Origin of the sequence: Luteimonas sp. MC1895, assembly GCF_016457215.1 — a bacterium.
Classification (GTDB): domain Bacteria; phylum Pseudomonadota; class Gammaproteobacteria; order Xanthomonadales; family Xanthomonadaceae; genus Luteimonas.
Genome location: NZ_JAEMDY010000004.1, coordinates 139,127 through 153,833 on the forward strand (window position 1 = coordinate 139,127; position 14,707 = coordinate 153,833).

A 14,707-nucleotide genomic window follows, 5' to 3' on the forward strand; every position below is an offset into this window, starting at 1 on the left:
CAAGGACCGCCCCGCCCCATGCCGCACACGCTCGACCTGAAGATCCTCGACCCGCGCATCGGCGGCGAGTGGCCGCTGCCGGAGCACGCCACCGCGGGCAGCGCAGGGCTCGACCTGCGCGCGGCCATCGACGCACCGCTGGAGCTCGCCGGCGGCGACACTGCGCTGGTGCCGTCGGGCATCGCGATCCACATCGCCGATCCCGGCCTGTGCGCGATGGTGCTGCCGCGCTCGGGCCTTGGACATCGCCACGGGCTGGTGCTGGGCAACGGCACCGGCCTGATCGACGCCGATTACCAGGGACCGCTGATGGTCAGCCTGTGGAACCGCTCGCGCGAGGCCTACACCGTGCAGCCCGGCGACCGCATCGCCCAGCTGGTGCTGGTGCCGGTCGTGCGCGCAGGGCTGCGGGTGGTGGATACTTTCGACCAGAGCGCGCGGGGCGCGGGTGGCTTCGGCCATACCGGCGTGCGCTGACCCGGGGAGCATCGAACGTGAAGCTATCGAACAAGACGCGCCAGGCCGTGGTCCAGTCGCGGCGGGCGCTGCAGCTGCTGGCGGCACTGCTGGTGCTGCTGGCGGCGTGGCTGGCCTGGACCGGCTGGCAGCAGATGCAGGACGGCACGCGCCGCAACCAGCTGGCGACCACCCGCGATGCGCTGGCGCAGTCCACCGGACGCGCGCTGCAGGCCGAGCTCGCGCGGCTCGAGGAGCGCATGGCGTCGACGCCGGTGCGCGCCGCGCTGGCGGACGGGGACCTCGCCGCGGCCTCCGCCGCGCTTGGCCGCGACTGGCCGAACCTGGAGTCCGCGACGATCCACGACACCGGGCTGGCCGAGGCCTATGCCACGGCCGCGCAGGCGGGCTACGGCCGCATCGCCGTGGCCGAGGCCGCGATGACCGAAGGCCGGCCGGTGATGTGGGTGGTCCGCGACGGCGATGCGCCGCGCCTGGCGCTGGCGATGCCCGCGCGGGTCGGCGAGACCCTGGTCGGCGTGGCCTACGTGCGCCTGCCGCTGGCGCGCGCGGTGGCCGGCCTCGATGCCGTCGACGTGCCCGGCTCCACCTATCTCGCGCTGCGCCAGGGCGGCTTCACCCTGGCCGATCGCGGCGACCCTGATTACGCGGCATCCGCGGAACGCATGGCCGTGCCGGTGGACGGCACCGGCCTGCGCGTGGCCGCGGGCCTGCCGCCGCGGCCGGCCGCGCTGTTCGGCCTGGCCGCGCTGCCTTCGATCGTGGTCGCGGCGATCCTGCTGCTGCTGGCCTACGTGCTGTCGCGCCTGCCGAGCCTGGTGGGCCGGCCGGAGAGCGAGGAGGCCGCCGCGGCCCCCACCCTGGAGCAGGCCCTCGAAATGGAACCCGTGATGGACACTGAGCAAAGCGCCACGCCCGTGCGCGAAACCCGCCCGGCCGCGGTCGCGATCGACCCCGGCATCTTCCGCGCCTACGACATCCGCGGCATCGTCGGGCAGTCGCTCGACATCGGCGTGGCCGAGCTGATCGGCCATGCCATCGGGTCGCTGATGCACGAGCAGGGCCTGAAGGACATCGTGGTCGGCCGCGACGGCCGCCTCTCCGGTCCCGACATGGTGGCCGGGCTCACCGCGGGCCTGCGCAAGGCCGGCCGCGACGTGATCGACATCGGCATGGTGCCGACGCCGGTGGTGTACTTCGGCGCCTACCAGCTGCGCACCGGCTGCTGCGTCTCGGTGACCGGCAGCCACAACCCGCCGGACTACAACGGCTTCAAGATCGTGGTCGGCGGCGAGACGCTGTCGGGCGACGCGGTCACCGACCTCTACGCGCGCATCGCCGAGGACCGGCTGTACACCGCGCCGTCGCCGGGCGGCGTGACCGAGCGCGACATCGCCTCGGACTACGTCGACCGCATCGCCTCCGACGTCCAGGTCGACCGTCCGCTGAAGGTGGTGGTCGATGCCGGCAACGGCGTGGCCGGCGAGATCGGCCCGCGCGTGCTGGAAGCGATCGGCGCCCACGTCGAGCCGCTGTTCTGCGAGATCGACGGCACGTTCCCCAACCACCACCCGGACCCGAGCGAGCCGCACAACCTCACCGACCTGGTCGAGATGGTGAAGCGCTTCGACGCGGACCTCGGCATCGCCTTCGACGGCGACGGCGACCGCCTGGGCGTGGTGACGAGGACCGGCGAGAACATCTTCCCCGACCGCCTGCTGATGCTGTTCGCCGCCGACGTGCTGGAGCGCAACCCGGGCGCGGTGATCGTCTACGACGTGAAGTGCACCGGCCGCCTGCAGGGCCACATCCTGCGCCACGGCGGCAGCCCGCTGATGTGGAAGACCGGGCATTCGCTGATCAAGGCCAAGATGCGCGAGACCGAGGCGGAACTCGCCGGCGAGATGAGCGGCCATTTCTTCTTCGGCGAGCGCTGGTACGGCTTCGACGACGGCATCTACGCCGCCGCGCGCCTGCTGGAGATCCTGGCCTCGCGCCCGGAGGAGCCCTCGGACGTGCTGGCGGCGCTGCCGGCCGGCATCTCCACGCCCGAGATCAAGGTCGACGCCCCCGGCGGCAATCCGCACGCCATCGTCGAGCGCTTCGTCGCGCAGGCGAAGTTCGAGGGCGGCGCGCGCCCGTCGACGATCGACGGCCTGCGCGTCGACTTCCCGGACGGCTGGGGACTGGTGCGAGCCTCCAACACCACGCCGGTGCTGGTGCTGCGCTTCGACGCCGACAGCCAGGAGGCGCTGGACCGCATCCGCGGCGAGTTCCGCACGCAGCTGCTGGCGCTGGACCCGGACCTGCCGCTGCCGTTCTAGCGCGGACCGCGGAGCGGCCAATCGCGACGAAAGCGGCCAATCACTGTGGGAGCGGCTATAGCCGCGATCGCCGCCATGGCGGCTCCCACAGGTGCAGGCTGGCCGGCTCCTAGCCGCCCTTCATGCTCCGATAGCGCTCGAGGGCGCCATCCAGGTCGCTGCCCAGCGATGCGCGGTCGGCCAGCTGGCGCTCCATGATCGCCTGCTGGCGGGCGAGGTCGCCGTGCTGGGCGTGGATGCCGTCGACCAGCGCCTTGCCCACCGGCTGCCCGAGCAGCTCGAGCTCGGCGGCCTGGCGCAGCAGCGACAGCAGGCTCTGGCGCAGGTTCGCGATGCTGAGCTCCGAGGTCTTCAGCGACTCCTCGACCAGGGTGATGCGCTCGCCGTAGGCGCGGCGCAGGTCGTTCTCGGTGGCGTAGGACTCGATCATCGCGAGGTCGCGGCGATGGCGATCGGCCTCCGCCTGCTCGGCCTCGGCGGCCACGCGGGCCGCGACCGCCGCGGCGGCGCGCTCGTCGCCGGTCAGCGCGCGCGGCACCTGGCCGGTGCGGTTGCCGCTGGCGGCGTTGATCTCGGTGCGGGCGCGGTCCAGCGCGCTGGCCGGCAGCGTGTCGCCGCAGACCTGCACGCCGTTCTCGTCCCAGCAGTAGAGCTTCTTGTCGGCATTGGGCGCCTGCGCCGCGGCTGCCAGCGGCAACATCGCCATCGGCAGCGTGGCCAGCAGCGCGCCGGTGATCCAGTGTCTGGTCTTCATCGTGTCCGTCCCCCCGGTCGGCCGAATCAGGCGGCCGCGCTGCCGTAACGCACGCGGTAGGCAAGCAGGCGCTCGCGTTCGCCCGACAGTGTCGCGGTTTCGCCGGTGAACGCAAGCAGGTCGGCGAGGCTGGCGATCGCCACCACCGGCACGCCCGCCTGCGCCGCCACCCGCTCCGCGGCCGAGCGGCGGTCGGCGGACGCCTCGTCCAGCACTTCCTGGCGATCGAGGGCGATGGCCACGCCCGCGGGGATGCCGCCGCCGGCGCGGATCAGGTCGAGGGCCTCGCGCACGGCGGTGCCCGCGGTCAGCACGTCGTCGACCACCAGCACGCGCTTGCCGTCGAGCGCGGCGCCCACCAGCGTGCCGCCTTCGCCGTGGGCCTTGGCTTCCTTGCGGTTGTAGGCCAGCGGCAGGTCGCGGCCGCGGCGCGCGTATTCGCAGGCCAGCGCGGTCGCCAGCGGAATGCCCTTGTAGGCCGGGCCGAACAGCAGGTCGAATCCGAGGCCGGCGGCGTCGATGGCGTCGGCATAGCAGGCCGCGAGGCCGGCCAGCGCCGTGCCCGAGTCGAAGCGCCCGGCATTGAAGAAATACGGACTGGTGCGGCCCGACTTCAGGGTGAATTCGCCGAAGCCCAGGGCGTCGGCCTGCAGGGCCAGGCGCAGGAAGCGGGTGCGATGGTCGGGCATGGCAGGGGCAGGCGGCCGCGGGGTGGCCATGGTAGCAACCCGCGCGGCATTGACCGGGATCAACGCCCGGGCCCCGCCGGCTGGCCTATGGTGGCCCGGACGGAATCGACGTGGAGGAGCGGCATGAGCAATCTGATCCGGCCTGGACTGGCGATCGCAGCGACGCTGCTGGTGGCCGTGGCCTGCGGGAAGACCGACGGCGACGTGGCCACCCCGGCCGCCGACGGCGCATCCGCCATCGACGCGACCGCGACCGCGACACCGCCGGCGGGCGACCCGGTGACGATGGACGGCGTGCCCGGCACCGCGCCGACCGCCGCGGCGGCCGATCCCGCCGATGCCGCCGCCGCGGGCGCCGGCGACACGCTGCGCACGACCGCCGCCGCGATGTTCGGCACCATTCCCGCCCGCGTGGAGGAGCTGCGCGGCAAGGCGCTGTCGGAGGCGCAGGTCGAGCTCGGCCACATGCTGTTCTTCGATCCGCGGCTCTCCAGCAGCCACCTGATCACCTGCAACACCTGCCACAGCATCGGCACCGGCGGCGCGGACAACGTGCCGGCCTCGATCGGCCACGGCTGGCAGCGCGGCCCGCGCAACTCGCCGACGGTGCTCAACGCGGTGTTCAACGCCGCGCAGTTCTGGGACGGCCGCGCCGCCGACCTCGCCGAGCAGGCCAAGGGCCCGGTGCAGGCCAGCGTCGAGATGAACAGCACGCCGGAGCTGGTGGTGCGGACGCTGGAGAGCATCCCCGGCTACGTCGACCGCTTCGGCACGGCCTTCCCCGGCCAGGCCAAGCCGGTCAGCTTCGACAACATGGCCTTGGCGCTGGAAGCCTTCGAAGCCACCCTGGTGACGCCGGACTCTCGCTTCGACCGCTGGGTGCTGGGCGACGACAGCGCGATGGACGGGACCGAGCGCCGTGGGCTGGAGCTGTTCGTGTCCAGCGGCTGCGCCTCGTGCCACAACGGGCGCAACTTCGGCGGCCAGACCTATTTCCCCTTCGGCGTGATCGAACGCCCCGGCGCCGACATCCTGCCGGCCGGCGACAAGGGCCGCTTCGAGGTCACCGCGACCGCCAGCGACGAATACGTGTTCCGCGCCGCGCCGCTGCGCAACGTCGAGCTGACCGCGCCGTACTTCCACTCGGGCCAGGTCTGGGACCTCGAGCAGGCGGTCGCGATCATGGGCACAGCGCAGCTGGGCCGCGAGCTGGACGGGGACGAGGCCAGCGCGATCGCCGCCTTCCTGCGCACCCTGACCGGGCGCCAGCCGACGGTCGAGTACCCGATCCTGCCGCCGAGTACCGCCTCGACCCCGAAGCCCGCGCAGTAGCGCGCCGCCGGACCACCACCGCCGGCGCATGGCCGGCGGTGGTGCGCTAACCTTCCGCCCCATGCGCATCGTCAGTTTCAACGCCAACGGCATCCGTTCGGCCGCCAGCAAGGGCTTCTTCGACTGGTTCCGGGCCCAGGACGCCGACATCCTCTGTGTCCAGGAAACCAAGGCCCAGGAACACCAGCTGGCTGCGGCGTCCGGCGACGGCCTGCATCCGGACTACCTGCCCGACGGCTACCGCGCCTGGTTCAAGGACGCGATCACGAAGAAGGGCTACAGCGGCGTGGCGATCTACAGCCGCCGCGAGCCCGACGAGGTGCGCACCGCGCTCGGCTGGGCGCCGTTCGACGACGAGGGCCGCTACATCGAGGCCCGCTTCGGCAACCTGAGCGTGGTCTCGTTCTACATCCCCTCGGGTTCGTCGGGCGAGCTGCGCCAGGGCTTCAAGTTCGAGGTCATGGACTGGCTGAAGCCGATCCTCGACCAGTGGCTGGCGAGCGGCCGCGACTACGTGCTGTGCGGCGACTGGAACATCGTCCGGTCGCGCAACGACATCCGCAACTGGACCGGCAACCAGAAGAACTCCGGCTGCCTGCCGCCCGAGCGCGCCTGGCTCAACGGCATGATCGCCGACGCCTGCGGCGACGGCCTGTGCGAGGCGCCGACCCATGGCTGGCGCGACGCGCTGCGCGTGCTGCGCGCCGACGCCGCCGACGAATACACCTGGTGGAGCAACCGCGGCGCCGCGCGCGCGAACAACGTGGGATGGCGGATCGACTACCAGTTCGTGACGCCTGGGCTGGCCGACCGCGTGGAGGCCTGCGCCGTCCACGGCGAGCCCCGCTTCTCGGACCATGCGCCGTTGGTCGTGGATTACCGCGAATGAGCGCGAAGCCCTCGGCCTGGCGCGCGTTCGCCCAGCCGTCGGCGTGGACGATGTTCTTCTTCGGCTTCGCCTCGGGCCTGCCCTTCCTGCTGGTGGCTGGAACGCTCGCCTACTGGCTGCGCGAGGGCGGCATCGAGCTGAAGGAGATCACCATGATCGCCAGCGCGGGCATGGCGTATTCCTTCAAGTTCATCTGGGCGCCGCTGGTGGACCGCTGGCGCCTGCCGCTCCTGGGCCGCTTCGGCCAGCGCCGTGGCTGGCTGCTGCTGGCGATGGGCGCGGTGATGCTCGGCCTGCTGGCGATGGCGGCGCTGACGCCCGAGCGCCTGGGCACCTTCGTCGCGCTGACCCTGTGCGTGGCGTTCGCCGGTGCGACGCTCGACATCGCGGTCGATGCGTACCGCGTCGAGATCGCCCCGGCCTCCGAGCAGGGCGCACTGGTGGCGACGTACTCGCTCGGCTACCGCATCGCCCTGATCGCGTCCGGTGCGCTCGCGCTGGTGCTGGCCGACCACGCCGCCTGGCCGGTGGTGTACCGGGTGATGGCGGCCCTGATGCTGGTGCCGATCGTGGCCTGCCTGCTGGCGAAGGAGCCCGAGGTCATCCGCGTGCGCACGGAAGGCTTCGCGGCGGGGCTGCGCGAAGGCGTGGTCGAGCCCTTCGCCGACTTCTTCCGCCGCTTCGGCAGCGGCATCGGCCTGGTCGTACTGCTGTTCATCCTGTCGATCAAGATTTCCGACCAGGCGATCGTCGGCGGCATCATCGGACCCTTCTACCTCGACCAGGGCTTCAGCAAGACCCAGATCGCGGCCGTGACCAAGGTCTACGGCATCTGGGTCGGCATCGCGGGGGCCTTCCTCGGCGGCGTGGCGGTGGCGCGCTGGGGCATCCACTGGCCGCTGCTGATCGCGATCGTCCTCGGCGCGGCCAGCAACCTGCTGTACCTGGTCCTGGTCGGCGCCAACGGCGACATCGGCCTGCTGACCCTGGTGATCTCCGGCGAGAACCTCGCCCAGGGCTTCCTCGGCACGGCCGCGGTGGCCTACCTGTCGGCGCTGGTGAACCAGCGCTACACGGCCACCCAGTACGCGCTGTTCTCCTCGCTGATCATGCTGCCGGGCAAGGTGCTGGGCTTCTTCTCCGGGGCGATCGTCGAATCGAGCCCGGGCGGCTACGCGACCTATTTCGTGATCACCGCGGTGGTCGCGGTGCCGGCGGTGCTGCTGTTCTTCTGGCTCAAGCCGCGGGTGCGAGTGGGTGGCGAGGACGGCGCGACCGCCGCCGGGGACATCAGGACGAAGGAACGCCGGCCATGACCGAAATCGTGCTCAGGGACATCGACGAGTTGCTGCTGGACCGCATCCGGCGCGTGGCCGACCGGCGCGGCTGGACGCTGGCGCACGCGCTGCACCATCTGCTGGAGCAGGGGCTCTACGCGGTGGAGGGCGAGGGCCCGATGGGCTTCGACACCTCCGAGGCCGATGTCCTGCAGGCCGCGATCGCGGCGCTGGAGGGTGTGCCCGACGACGTGTTCTCGCTGATCGGGCAGGTGCCCGATGCCACCCCCCGCCAGGGCGAGCCGCTGTAGGAGCGGCTATGGCCGCGATCGGCTTGCCGGAACTGCGATCGCGGCTGTAGCCGCTGCTACAGCTGGGGCCGGCGTGCGGGGGACTGCGATCGCGGCTGTAGCCGCTCCTACAAGACCAGGCGGGGCTCAGGCCGGGTGGATGGCCCCGAGGATGCGCGGGCCGGCGGCGCCGGTGACCGCGGCGAGGTTGCCGGGACGGCCGGCCAGCGTCTCGCGCGCCAGCCAGGCGAAGGCCATGGCCTCGATCGCGTCGGGGTCCAGGCCGTGGGCCGAGGTCGATTCCACCACCACGCCCGGGAGGGCGACGGCCAGCGCCGCCATCAGCGCCGGGTTGTGCACGCCGCCGCCGCAGGCGATGACCCGCGCGGTGTCGGGCTGGGTGGCGCGCAGCGCGTCGGCCACGCTGCGCGCGGTCAGCGCGAGGAGGGTGGCCTGGACGTCGGCGGGAGCCTCGTGCCCGGCCAGGCGTGACGCGACCCAGTCGAGATGGAAGCGGTCGCGGCCGGTCGACTTCGGCGGCGGCTCGGCGAACCAGGGTTCGGCCAGCAGCCGGGCCAGGAGCGGTGCGTCCACGCGGCCGCAGGCGGCGAAGGCGCCGCCGCGGTCATAGGCCTCGCCGCGGTGCTGCAGGCACCACGCATCCATCAGGCCGTTGGCCGGCCCGGTGTCGAAGCCGCGCACGGGCCCGCTGGCGGGCAGCAGGGTCAGGTTGGCGATGCCGCCCAGGTTGAGCACGGCGCGCGGCTCGGACGCATCGTGCAGGAGGGCTGCATGCAGCGCCGGGACCAGTGGCGCGCCCTGGCCGCCGGCGGCCACGTCGCGCGCGCGGAACCCGGCCACCGTGGTGATGCCGGTGCGCTCGGCGATGGTCGCGGCGCAGCCCAGCTGCAGGGTGAAGGGCAGGGCGCCATGCGGATCGTGGCGCAGGGTCTGCCCGTGCGAGCCGATGGCGACGACGTCGCCGGCAGCGGTGCCGCTGTCGTCCAGCGCGCGCAGCGCGGCATCGGCGAAGGCCCGCCCGATGGCGACGTCGAGCCGGCCGACCTCGTCCAGCGCCAGCGTGGCGTCCTGCTGGCCCAGCGCCACCAGGCGCCCGCGCAGCGCCGGATCCCAGGCATAGGTGCGTGCGAAGCGCAGCACCGGGCGCGCATCGGCGGCGTCGTGTTCGAAGTCGACCAGGGCGGCGTCGATGCCGTCGGCGCTGGTGCCCGACATCAGCCCCAGGAAGCGGCGTGGACGGGCCGCCTGCGCGGGCGGCGGCGCGTGGTGTTCCGGCGTGGCCACCGGGTCGTGCCGGGATCAGCCCCGGCCGCGGCCCGCGGTGGCGTCGCGGCGCACGTCGGCCACGCGCGTGTCGTCGCCGCGCTCGGCCGGCACCTGGGCATAGATGAGGTCTTCAACCGTGCGGATGCGCGCCAGCGCCGGCCCGGTCTGGGCGCGGAAGGCGGCCAGCGCGGTGCCCTTCAGCGGCTCCGGCTCGGGCATGGTGTGCTGCAGCGGATTGCGGTGCACGCCGTTGATGCGGAATTCGTAGTGCAGGTGCGGGCCGGTGGAAAGTCCCGTGCTGCCGACGCGGCCGATCACCGTGCCCTGGCCGATGCGCTGGCCCTGGCGGATGTTGCCGAAGCCGGACATGTGCGCGTACAGGGTGGTGTAGCCGCGGCCGTGGTCGAGGATCACGGTGTTGCCGTAGCCGCCCTTCCAGCCCTTGAACGCCACGCGCGCGTCGCCGGCGGCCATGATCGGCGTGCCGGTGCCGGCGGCGTAGTCGACGCCCTTGTGCATGCGCATCGTGCCGCGCACCGGATGCCGGCGCGAGCCGAACTTCGAGCTCAGCCGCGCGTACTGGATCGGCATGCGGATGAAGCTCTTCTTCAGTGGCCGGCCGTCGGCGTTGAAGTACTCGGCCTTGCCGTCGCGCTCGAAGCGGAACGCGGCATACGGCTTGCCCTTGGCGGTGAACACCGCCGCCAGCACCTCGCCGGTGCGCAGCAGTTCGCCTTCGCGGTACACCTGCTCGACGACCACGCTGAAGCGGTCGTTCTGGGTGACGTCGGTGTTGAAGTCGATGTCGTACTTGAAGATCTCGTCGGTCAACGTGTTGATGGTCGAGCCCGACAGGCCGTGCTTGCGCGCGGTGTGGAACAGCGAGCGGCCGACCTGGCCGCTGACCACGGTGGTGCGGACCTCGAGCGGGCGCTCGACGACGGTCTCGGTGACCGTGTCGCCCGCGAGCGCCAGCAGCACGCGCTCGGTCTCGCCGCGGTCATAGCGCAGCGCCTTCAGTGCCGCGGGGCGGCCGTCGGCGGTCGGTGCGCCGAACGCGAAGCCGATTTCGGTGCCGGGACGCAGGCGGGTGAGCGCCTGGCGCGCGCCGGGCTGCGCCAGCAGCGCATGCATGGTCGTCGCCGGGACTCCCAGCTCGTCGAAGATCGAGCCCAGGGTCTGGCCCTTCTGGACCTGGACCAGCATCCAGTCGTCGCCCCGCGCCTCGCTGCGCGCGGGCAGCTCCGGCGCCGGCAGCGCCAGCGACAGGGTGGTCAGGCGCGCGCTCTGCGGCACGTCGACGGCCGTATTGAAACCGGGCACGATGGCCAGCAGCAGCGCGCCTGCAGTCGCCATCAGGCTGGCGTGCCCCCACTGCCTGCGCGCCCAGCGACGACCACCGATGAGTTCGGTGGCAGGTTCCTTCTGGCGGGATGCGGCCTGGCGGGCAAGCTCGCGGAGGTTGCGGAGGCGGATGCGCGCGCTGCGGTGCGCGTCGGACGGGCCGGACGTTTCGGGCGTGGTCATATGGGTCGGACTCGTGGCCCTGGCGTGACGGGCGCGTCACCGGGCCACCATAATCACGCGAAGATCACGCGTCAAACCCCTGATGCCGTTGGCATTTCCGGGCGGCAACAATTTAACCTGCTGTTAACACCCCACATAAACTGCGTCACATTTTTCACGGCGCCTTGACGCCAATCCAGGAAATCCAGTGTCCCAGACCACCCCCAACCAGGCCTTCCAGCAGATCGCGCGCGGCACCGACGAGATCCTCAAGGCCGATGAACTGGAGGCCCGCCTGGCCTCCGGCCGACCGCTGCGGATCAAGGCCGGCTTCGATCCCACCGCGCCGGACCTGCATCTCGGGCACACGGTGCTGCTCAACAAACTGCGGCAGTTCCAGGAGCTGGGTCACACGGTGGTGTTCCTGATCGGCGACTTCACCGGGATGATCGGCGACCCCTCGGGCAAGAGCGCCACCCGCAAGCCGCTGACCCGGGACGACGTGCTCGCGAACGCGAAGACCTACGAGGACCAGGTGTTCAAGGTGCTGGACCGCGAGCGCACCGAGGTCCGCTTCAACTCGGAATGGTTCGGGAAGATGGGCGCGGCCGACATGGTCCGCCTGGCCGGCCAGCTCACCGTGGCGCGCATGCTCGAGCGTGACGACTTCGCCAAGCGCTACGCGGCGCAGCAGTCGATCGCGATCCACGAGTTCCTGTATCCGCTGGTGCAGGGCTACGACTCGGTCGCGCTCGAGGCCGACGTCGAATGCGGCGGCACCGACCAGAAATTCAACCTGCTGATGGGGCGTGGGCTGCAGGAGCACCACGGGCAGAAGCCGCAGGTGGTGCTGACCATGCCGCTGCTGGTGGGCCTGGACGGCGTCAACAAGATGTCGAAGTCGCTGGGCAACTACATCGGGGTGACCGATCCGGCGATCGACATCGTCAACAAGGCGATGAAGATCGGCGACGCGCTGATGTGGGACTGGATCGAACTGCTCAGCTTCGAGATCGGCATCGCGGAGGCGGCGGGGCTCAAGGCCGAAGTCGCCGAGGGCACGCTCAACCCGCGCGAAGTGAAGCTGCGCCTGGCGCGCGAGCTGGCCACGCGCTTCCATGACGCCGCCGCCGCCGACACCGCGATCGCCGGCTGGCACGCGGCGGTGACCGGGCAGGGCGACACCTCGCTGCTGCCGCTGCAGGACGTGGCGGTGCCGGCGGAAGGCCTGCGCATTGCTGCGCTGCTCACCGCGGCCGGGATCACCCCGTCGAACTCCGAGGCCAACCGCAAGCTCAAGGAGCGCGCGGTGAAGGTCGATGGTGCCGTGGTCGAGGACGCCGGCCTGCTGTTGCAGCCCGGCTTCGAGGGCGTGCTGCAGGTCGGCAAGCGCAACTTCGCGCGCGTGCGGCTGGTCGCCGGCTGACCGGGCCTCGGCGAGCCGGCCTGGGCGAGCTCACCCCGGCGATCCAGCCTCAGCTGGCCGCGAGCGCCGCCAGCACCATCAGCGCGACCACGCAGGCATAGCCCGCCATCCACGCCAGGCTCCGCGCGAGCTGCACGTCGGCCAGGTAGAGCGCGCCGTGCGCCACGCGCACGACCACGAATGCGACCGCCAGCATCGCGATGCGCGCGTGGTCGACGCCGGCCGCCTGCGCCATCAGCACGCCGGCGGCAAACGGCGCGAACGCCTCGAAGGCATTGAGGTGCGCGGCGTTCGCCCGCTGCACCCGGTAGTTCCCGGCCTGCTTGGCGATCCAGGCGCGCGGGTTGCGGTTGTTGTAGCCGGGTGCGCCGGTCTTGGCGACGGCCACCCAGACATAGGGCAGCAGTGCGGCGATCAGGATGCAGCCGTAGGCGGTGGCAAGGGTCATGGAGGAGTGCCGCGGATGGAGTGGCCGGAGTAGATCAGGTTTGCCGCCGCGCCCGCCACTGCCCACCCACCCACCCCAACTGTAGGAGCGGCCATGGCCGCGATCGGGAGTGGAGTTGCAGCCTGGTTGCAGGGGTTGCAGGCCTGCGGCCGGCGATCGCGGCCATGGCCGCTCCTACAGTTGGGCCATGGCCGCTCCTGCATGAAGAACGGCGCCTTTCGGCGCCGTCCGGTTCCACCCTGGCGGCCAGTGCCGGCCGCCCTGGCGCAGCCTTACTTCGCGGCCCGCATCCCGTCGCGCGCGGCCTTGAAGGCATTGCCTTCGTACCAGTTCGGCCAGCCGCCGTCGTCGGCCAGGGTGCGGCCGACGCCGTACAGGGCCTCGAGGTCCTGGATCACGCCGTCGAGGTTCCAGGCCGGATCGAACTCGTCGGCCGGCTTGTGGTACGCCACGTCGGTATAGCGCTTGGCGTAGGCCGCGCCCGCCTCCTTGCCGCCTTCCACCAGGTCGTCGCCGCCCTTGGCGTACAGCGCGGGCACGCCGGCCTTGGCGTAGTTGAAGTGGTCGGAGCGGAAGTAGAAGCCGCCGGCCGGGTTGCCTTCCATCACCAGGGTGCGGCCCTGGGCGTCGGTATAGGTCTTGAGGATGTCCTCCAGCTGGGAGTTGCCCAGGCCGGTCACGACCATGTCGCGCGCCGGGCCGGCCACGCTCATGGCATCCAGGTTGACCACGCCCACCGTCTTCTCCAGCGGGAAGGCCGGGTGCGCGACCTGGTACTTCGAGCCAAGCAGGCCCGACTCCTCCAGGGTCACGGCGATGAAGGCCACCGAGCGCTTCGGCGGGCCGTCGGCCTTGAACTTCTCGGCGATCTCGATGATGCCGGCGATGCCGGTGGCGTTGTCGACCGCGCCGTTGTAGATCGTGTCGCCCTCGCCCTCGTGCTTGCCGAGGTGGTCCCAGTGGCCCATGTAGACCACGGCCTCGTCCGGCGCCTCGCTGCCGCGCAGGATGCCGACCACGTTGCGCGAGGAGCTCTCGCGGCTGGTGCTGTCGAGGTCGAAGGACACGCGCGCATCGAGCGGCACGGCCTTGAAGCCGCGCTGGTTGGCGGCGACGTAGAGCGCGTCCAGATCCTGTCCGGCGTCGGCGAACAGCTGCTTCGCGGCCTCGCCGGTCAGCCAGCCCTGCGCGGGCAGGCGCGGTTCCGGATCGTCGGATGCGCGCAGGTCGAACTGCGGGCCCGACCAGGAGTTCTTCACCACGTCCCAGCCATAGGCGGCACCGGCGGTGTCGTGGATGATCAGCGCGGCGGCGGCACCCTTGCGCGCGGCTTCCTCGAACTTGTAGGTCCAGCGGCCGTAATAGGTCATGCGCTCGCCCTCGAACAGCGAGGCGTCCTTGGCATGGAAGCCCGGGTCGTTGACCAGCATGACCACGGTCTTGCCCTTGACGTCGAGGCCGGCGTAGTCGTTCCAGCCGAGCTCGGGCGCATCGACGCCGTAGCCGACGAACACCAGGTCGCTGTCGGCGACCTTGATCTCGGCCTCGCCGGTGCGCGTGCCGATCACCATGTCGGTGCCGAACGCCAGCTCGCTCTGCTTGCCGGCCACGTCCAGGCGCAGCACGGTGGATTCGTCGGCGGTGGTCTCGACCATGGGCACGGTCTGGAAGAAGGTGCCGTTCTCGCCGCCCGGCTCGAGGCCGATGCGCTCGTACTGGGCCTTGATGTACTCGACGGTCTTCTCGCCGCCGGGTGCGCCGGGCGCGCGGCCCTCGAATTCGTCGGAGGACAGGGTCTTCACCATCTCGGCGAAGTCGTCCTTGCTCAGCTCCGGGCTGAAGCTGTGGGCGGAGGCGGAGGCGGGAGCCGCGGCCGCGGTGTCGGCGCTGGCGGGGGCGCTGGCGGGCTCGCCGCTGCATGCGGCCAGCGCCATGGCAACGGCGAGGCTGGGCACGAGGTGGGTCGGTCGCATTCGTCGGGTCCTGCGTGGATGGAAGGCCCGATTCT

Annotated in this window: 13 protein-coding genes; 7 read left to right on the plus strand and 6 right to left on the minus strand. The window is 71.7% G+C overall.

Annotated elements, in window-relative coordinates; genetic code table 11:
- The first annotated feature begins 18 nt into the window (after nt 1–18).
- Together dut and JG616_RS11120 are read left to right on the plus strand one after the other, a co-directional pair.
- Nucleotides 19–477, plus strand: coding sequence for a dUTP diphosphatase (dut, locus tag JG616_RS11115; protein WP_199363373.1), 459 nt, complete (start codon nt 19–21; stop codon nt 475–477).
- Between the two features lie 17 nt (nt 478–494).
- On the plus strand, nt 495–2,801 hold the full coding sequence (locus JG616_RS11120; protein ID WP_199392601.1) for a phosphomannomutase/phosphoglucomutase: 2,307 nt from the start codon (nt 495–497) through the stop codon (nt 2,799–2,801).
- A 109-nt stretch (nt 2,802–2,910) separates the two neighbouring features.
- On the opposite strand, the gene JG616_RS11125 is transcribed toward JG616_RS11120, so the two are convergent.
- Entirely contained in the window at nt 2,911–3,555 is a 645-nt protein-coding gene (locus tag JG616_RS11125) for a hypothetical protein (protein WP_199363371.1), read from the minus strand.
- A 26-nt stretch (nt 3,556–3,581) separates the two neighbouring features.
- Nucleotides 3,582–4,244, minus strand: coding sequence for an orotate phosphoribosyltransferase (gene pyrE / locus JG616_RS11130; protein WP_199363370.1), 663 nt, complete (start codon nt 4,242–4,244; stop codon nt 3,582–3,584).
- 123 nt (nt 4,245–4,367) lie between these two features.
- Between pyrE and JG616_RS11135 the strand changes: the two genes are divergently transcribed.
- The 4 genes from JG616_RS11135 (at nt 4,368) to JG616_RS11150 (ending at nt 8,053) form a co-directional block, all read left to right on the plus strand.
- A complete protein-coding gene (locus JG616_RS11135; protein WP_305068000.1) occupies nt 4,368–5,576 on the plus strand; it encodes a cytochrome-c peroxidase in 1,209 nt (402 codons plus the stop codon).
- 61 nt (nt 5,577–5,637) lie between these two features.
- The gene (locus JG616_RS11140; protein ID WP_199363368.1) at nt 5,638–6,465 is read left to right on the plus strand and encodes an exodeoxyribonuclease III; all 828 of its coding nucleotides are present in this window, start codon (nt 5,638–5,640) and stop codon (nt 6,463–6,465) included.
- Nucleotides 6,462–7,781, plus strand: coding sequence for an MFS transporter (locus tag JG616_RS11145; RefSeq protein ID WP_235973102.1), 1,320 nt, complete (start codon nt 6,462–6,464; stop codon nt 7,779–7,781). The genes JG616_RS11140 and JG616_RS11145 overlap by 4 nt, the downstream gene beginning before the upstream one ends.
- Entirely contained in the window at nt 7,778–8,053 is a 276-nt protein-coding gene (locus JG616_RS11150) for a hypothetical protein (RefSeq protein ID WP_235973103.1), read from the plus strand. Before JG616_RS11145 ends, JG616_RS11150 begins: the two co-directional genes overlap by 4 nt.
- A gap of 126 nt (nt 8,054–8,179) precedes the next feature.
- Here the strand turns inward: JG616_RS11150 and JG616_RS11155 are convergent, their stop codons facing one another.
- Nucleotides 8,180–9,337: an anhydro-N-acetylmuramic acid kinase gene (locus JG616_RS11155; RefSeq protein ID WP_343225012.1), complete on the minus strand. Its 1,158-nt coding sequence runs from the start codon at nt 9,335–9,337 to the stop codon at nt 8,180–8,182.
- A gap of 15 nt (nt 9,338–9,352) precedes the next feature.
- Entirely contained in the window at nt 9,353–10,675 is a 1,323-nt protein-coding gene (locus JG616_RS11160; RefSeq protein ID WP_235973123.1) for a M23 family metallopeptidase, read from the minus strand.
- A 358-nt stretch (nt 10,676–11,033) separates the two neighbouring features.
- On the opposite strand from JG616_RS11160, the gene tyrS reads away from it, so the two are divergent.
- A complete protein-coding gene (gene tyrS / locus JG616_RS11165) occupies nt 11,034–12,251 on the plus strand; it encodes a tyrosine--tRNA ligase (protein ID WP_199363364.1) in 1,218 nt (405 codons plus the stop codon).
- Between the two features lie 49 nt (nt 12,252–12,300).
- Here tyrS and JG616_RS11170 read toward each other — a convergent pair whose 3' ends face one another.
- A complete protein-coding gene (locus JG616_RS11170; protein WP_199392603.1) occupies nt 12,301–12,699 on the minus strand; it encodes an MAPEG family protein in 399 nt (132 codons plus the stop codon).
- Between the two features lie 272 nt (nt 12,700–12,971).
- On the minus strand, nt 12,972–14,672 hold the full coding sequence (locus JG616_RS11175; RefSeq protein WP_199392604.1) for a M28 family metallopeptidase: 1,701 nt from the start codon (nt 14,670–14,672) through the stop codon (nt 12,972–12,974).
- Nucleotides 14,673–14,707: the final 35 nt, after the last annotated feature.

Excerpts from the sequence above, each read along its gene's own strand:
- dut (WP_199363373.1), top strand. The coding sequence starts at position 19 with ATGCCGCACACGCTCGACCTGAAGATCCTCGACCCGCGCATCGGCGGC.
- JG616_RS11125 (WP_199363371.1), bottom strand. The coding sequence starts at position 3,555 with ATGAAGACCAGACACTGGATCACCGGCGCGCTGCTGGCCACGCTGCCG.
- pyrE (WP_199363370.1), bottom strand. The coding sequence starts at position 4,244 with ATGCCCGACCATCGCACCCGCTTCCTGCGCCTGGCCCTGCAGGCCGAC.
- JG616_RS11135 (WP_305068000.1), top strand. The coding sequence starts at position 4,368 with ATGAGCAATCTGATCCGGCCTGGACTGGCGATCGCAGCGACGCTGCTG.
- JG616_RS11140 (WP_199363368.1), top strand. The coding sequence starts at position 5,638 with ATGCGCATCGTCAGTTTCAACGCCAACGGCATCCGTTCGGCCGCCAGC.
- JG616_RS11145 (WP_235973102.1), top strand. The coding sequence starts at position 6,462 with ATGAGCGCGAAGCCCTCGGCCTGGCGCGCGTTCGCCCAGCCGTCGGCG.
- JG616_RS11150 (WP_235973103.1), top strand. The coding sequence starts at position 7,778 with ATGACCGAAATCGTGCTCAGGGACATCGACGAGTTGCTGCTGGACCGC.
- JG616_RS11160 (WP_235973123.1), bottom strand. The coding sequence starts at position 10,675 with ATGGCGACTGCAGGCGCGCTGCTGCTGGCCATCGTGCCCGGTTTCAAT.
- JG616_RS11170 (WP_199392603.1), bottom strand. The coding sequence starts at position 12,699 with ATGACCCTTGCCACCGCCTACGGCTGCATCCTGATCGCCGCACTGCTG.
- JG616_RS11175 (WP_199392604.1), bottom strand. The coding sequence starts at position 14,672 with ATGCGACCGACCCACCTCGTGCCCAGCCTCGCCGTTGCCATGGCGCTG.